This is a genomic window from uncultured Paracoccus sp. (assembly GCF_945915435.1).
In the GTDB taxonomy this organism is placed as follows: Bacteria; Pseudomonadota; Alphaproteobacteria; order Rhodobacterales; family Rhodobacteraceae; genus Paracoccus.
The window spans coordinates 1-3,040 of the sequence record NZ_CAMEFG010000088.1 but is presented as its reverse complement, the minus strand read 5'-3'; the positions used below and the strand labels follow the sequence as shown (position 1 = coordinate 3,040).

Sequence of the window (3,040 nt, the reverse complement as noted above, 5' to 3'; positions counted from 1 at the left end):
AACAAGGCTGCGCAATGAACCTGACACGGGACGGCGGCCCCCTGGGCGAACTGGTTTCGCTCGATCAGGTCAAGGCGCATCTGCGCGTGGATGGCGGTGACGAGGATGAATATATCGGCGGTCTGGTCGATGCCGCGCTTGCGCATCTGGACGGGCCGCGCGGTGTTCTCGGGCGCTGCGTCCAGCCGCAACGCTGGCGCCTCGACATGCGCGACGGCTGGGGCGGCGAGTTGAAACTGCCCCTGCCGCATGCCGGCAACATCGAGGCGGTGCTTGTCGATGATGACGGCCAGGATCAACCCCTGCCGGTCACGGTTCGGGATTGCGACCCGTGGTCGATCGTCAGGCCGGCCGAGGGCACGTCGCGCCCGGTCCGGCTGTCCTTCACGGCGGGCGTCCCGGATGACATCGAGGGGCCGTTGCGCATGGCCGTGCTGCTGATCGTCGGCAACTGGTATCTCAACCGCGAAGAGGTCGTGACCGGCACCATCGCCACCGCGCTGCCGCTGTCCGCGCAGCGCATCCTGGCGCCGCTCAAGATAAGGTGGATCGCATGAGGGCGGGCAGTCTCGACCGCCGCGTCCAGTTTCTGCGGGCGCAGACCGTGGATGACGGCTATCAGAATCGCCCCGGAGTGTTTGCCCCGCATGGCACCCGAATATGGGCAGCCCGTGAGTTCATCCGGGATGCCGAACGCTATGCGGCCAGCACGGTCGGCGTGGACGCTGTGGCGCGCTTCACAGTGCGGTATTCGTCCTTCACCGCAGGGATCACCCACAAGGACCGCCTGACCTGCGAGGGCCGAACCTATGGGATCACCGGCATCAAGGAGTTGGGCCGCCGTGTGGGCTTCGAGATCACGGCATCGGAGGTGCGAGAATGACCTTCCGTCTTGAAGGCTTCGAGGACCTGGAAAAGGCGCTGTCCGAGGTGGCGAAGCAATCCACCCGTGTTGCGATCACGCGCCGCGCGTTGCGCAAGGCGGCAGAGCCGATGCTGGAAAAGGCGGTCCGATATGCGCCGGTGGACAGCGGCAAGCTTGAAGACAGCATCAAGATCAGCACCCGTGCGACGGGCGAGGTAGGCCGGGCTGCCTATGCGGCCACGATGCGCGCCACGGGCGGCGATAAGGCAGCGTCGGTTGCCGCCATGCGGACGGCGCGGCGCGAGTTCAAGGCGCTGAACCCGCCTGCGATCATGTATCTCGGCCCGACGCAGGACGCCTGGTATGCGAAGTTCGTGGAATTCGGCACGAAGTCCCGGACCAATGGCGGGCGTTTCGCCGGGTCGAAGCATCCGGGCACAGCGCCGGACCCGTTCCTGCGCCCGGCCTTCGACAGCGAGGCGCAGGCGACCATCGACCGGCTGGCACCTCTGATCTGGGACGAGATCCAGAAACACGCGGCGCGGATGGCGAAGCGGGCAGCGAAGGGCTGATCAATGGAACAGGAACTGCGCGCCCTGCTGATAGCGGGGCTTCCCACCGTGCCGTCGGCGCGGATCAATTGGGGCGAACATCCGCAGGACGAGGGGCGCCCCTATGTCGTCATGCACCTGATCAGCATGAACGAGGGGCACACCATGCAAGGCCCTGACGGGCTGCAACAGGGCCGGGTGCAGGTGGATTGCTACGCTCCGACCTTTGGCGATGCGCGAAGCATGGCGGCCGCCGTAAAGGGCGCGCTGGATTTCCACCGTGGCGGCGGTTTCCTGGGCATCCTGTTCGACGGGATGCGGCAGACCCGCGAAAGCGGCGATAACGCGGGCGAGGCGATCTATCGCGCCAGCCTTGATTTTTTGACAAACTGGAGGGCAGATCATGCCGGTTGAAGTCGCATCCCAGGTCGGGATTGGTTGGCAGGACGAATTGTGGATCGGGCGCAGTGCAAGCGGCGGCGGGTCCACGACCTGGACGCAGATCCTCGGTATCGAGACCATCGACGCCCCTGAAAAGGTCCCCGAGGATATCGACGTGACGCATATGCAGTCGCCTGGCCGCACCCGTGAAACCATTCCGGGGCTGCTTGCGGCTGCGGATTGGTCGCAGGAACTGCAATACTGGCCGGATCACGCCAGCCAGCAGTTGCTGGACACGCTCGCTGCGCTGAACGAGACGGGCGAGAAAGAAGATGTGATGGTCGAGTTCGTCGTGGGCGGCATCCGCCGCACCTATCGCGGCTACGTCAACCATTTCACCCCGCAGTCCTCGGTCGGTGAAAAGCGCATGGCGACCCTTTCCATGAAGATCTTCAATCGGATCAGTCCCGATCCCCGCGTCCCGGAGGATGGCTGATGGCTGACGCAACCGGTGCGCTGCACCATGAGTTCGACGGGCACAACTATTCCTTGCGCCTGACCCTCGGCGGGATTGCCAAGCTGCAAGGACGTCATGGCGATGACCTCGGGGGCCTGCTGTCCGGCAAGTATGATTCGGACGAGGGCAAGGGGCAGAAGATCCCGCCCTTCGGCATCATGATCGACATCGTTGCCGAAAGCCTTGTGAAGGGCGAGAATCTGCCTGAGGAAGATGCCCGCGATCTTGCCGACGACATGCTGTCAGCCGACCTCGGTCTGTTCCAGCAGGTGCTGGCATCGGCGTTCCCGGATCTGCGCAAAGGGACCGGGCAGGGAAACCGGAAAGCCCCGAAGGCCAAGGGTTAGACCTCGGGGCGCTCTACGAGACCTATATCGGATCCGGCTTCGATGGGGGCCGGTTCTGGGACCTGACGCCGCGCCTGCTGGCGCTGGAGTTCAAGGGCGCGGCCATCCGGCAGAGGCGCGCCCGCGAACTGGTCTGGTTCGGCGCCATGCTGCCGCATCTGAAAAAGCCGGTGCCACTGGACAAGTTCCTTGGCGGACCGGTTGATGAACAGGACCGGGTGCAGCGGTTTCATTCGGTCTGGGATAAGATAGACGCGGCGTTGGCGGGGTAAGGGTTACTTCCCGCGCAGGTGCGCGGCTTCGCGCAGAGCGTCGTTCATCCGGGATTGCCAGCCGGGACCGCCCTTCTTGAATGCGTCGATTACATCCCGATCCAGCC

At 64.7% G+C, this 3,040-nt stretch carries 7 protein-coding genes; 6 read left to right on the top strand and 1 reads right to left on the bottom strand.

The features are described 5' to 3' along the window. The 6 genes from Q0O97_RS17425 to Q0O97_RS17400 all read left to right on the top strand — a co-directional run. Window positions 1–557, top strand: a 557-nt coding sequence (locus Q0O97_RS17425) for a head-tail connector protein (RefSeq protein ID WP_294932436.1), incomplete at its 5' end; no start/stop codon positions are given. Continuing rightward, complete coding sequence (locus Q0O97_RS17420; protein WP_294932433.1) at window positions 554–883, top strand: phage head closure protein; 330 nt, start codon at window positions 554–556, stop codon at window positions 881–883. The genes Q0O97_RS17425 and Q0O97_RS17420, both read left to right, overlap by 4 nt. Then, window positions 880–1,437 (top strand): HK97-gp10 family putative phage morphogenesis protein, encoded by a 558-nt coding sequence (locus Q0O97_RS17415; protein WP_294932430.1) that lies wholly within the window; start codon window positions 880–882, stop codon window positions 1,435–1,437. The genes Q0O97_RS17420 and Q0O97_RS17415 overlap by 4 nt, the downstream gene beginning before the upstream one ends. Window positions 1,438–1,440: 3 nt before the next feature. After that, complete coding sequence (locus Q0O97_RS17410) at window positions 1,441–1,830, top strand: DUF3168 domain-containing protein (RefSeq protein WP_294932428.1); 390 nt, start codon at window positions 1,441–1,443, stop codon at window positions 1,828–1,830. After that, window positions 1,820–2,293, top strand: coding sequence for a phage tail tube protein (locus Q0O97_RS17405; protein WP_294932425.1), 474 nt, complete (start codon window positions 1,820–1,822; stop codon window positions 2,291–2,293). Before Q0O97_RS17410 ends, Q0O97_RS17405 begins: the two co-directional genes overlap by 11 nt. Beyond that, window positions 2,293–2,661, top strand: coding sequence for a hypothetical protein (locus Q0O97_RS17400; RefSeq protein ID WP_294932422.1), 369 nt, complete (start codon window positions 2,293–2,295; stop codon window positions 2,659–2,661). The genes Q0O97_RS17405 and Q0O97_RS17400 overlap by 1 nt, the downstream gene beginning before the upstream one ends. Before the next feature lie 275 nt (window positions 2,662–2,936). Here the strand turns inward: Q0O97_RS17400 and Q0O97_RS17395 are convergent, their stop codons facing one another. After that, window positions 2,937–3,038 (bottom strand): BrnA antitoxin family protein, encoded by a 102-nt coding sequence (locus Q0O97_RS17395; protein WP_294932439.1) that lies wholly within the window; start codon window positions 3,036–3,038, stop codon window positions 2,937–2,939. Between the last annotated feature and the right edge of the window lie 2 nt (window positions 3,039–3,040).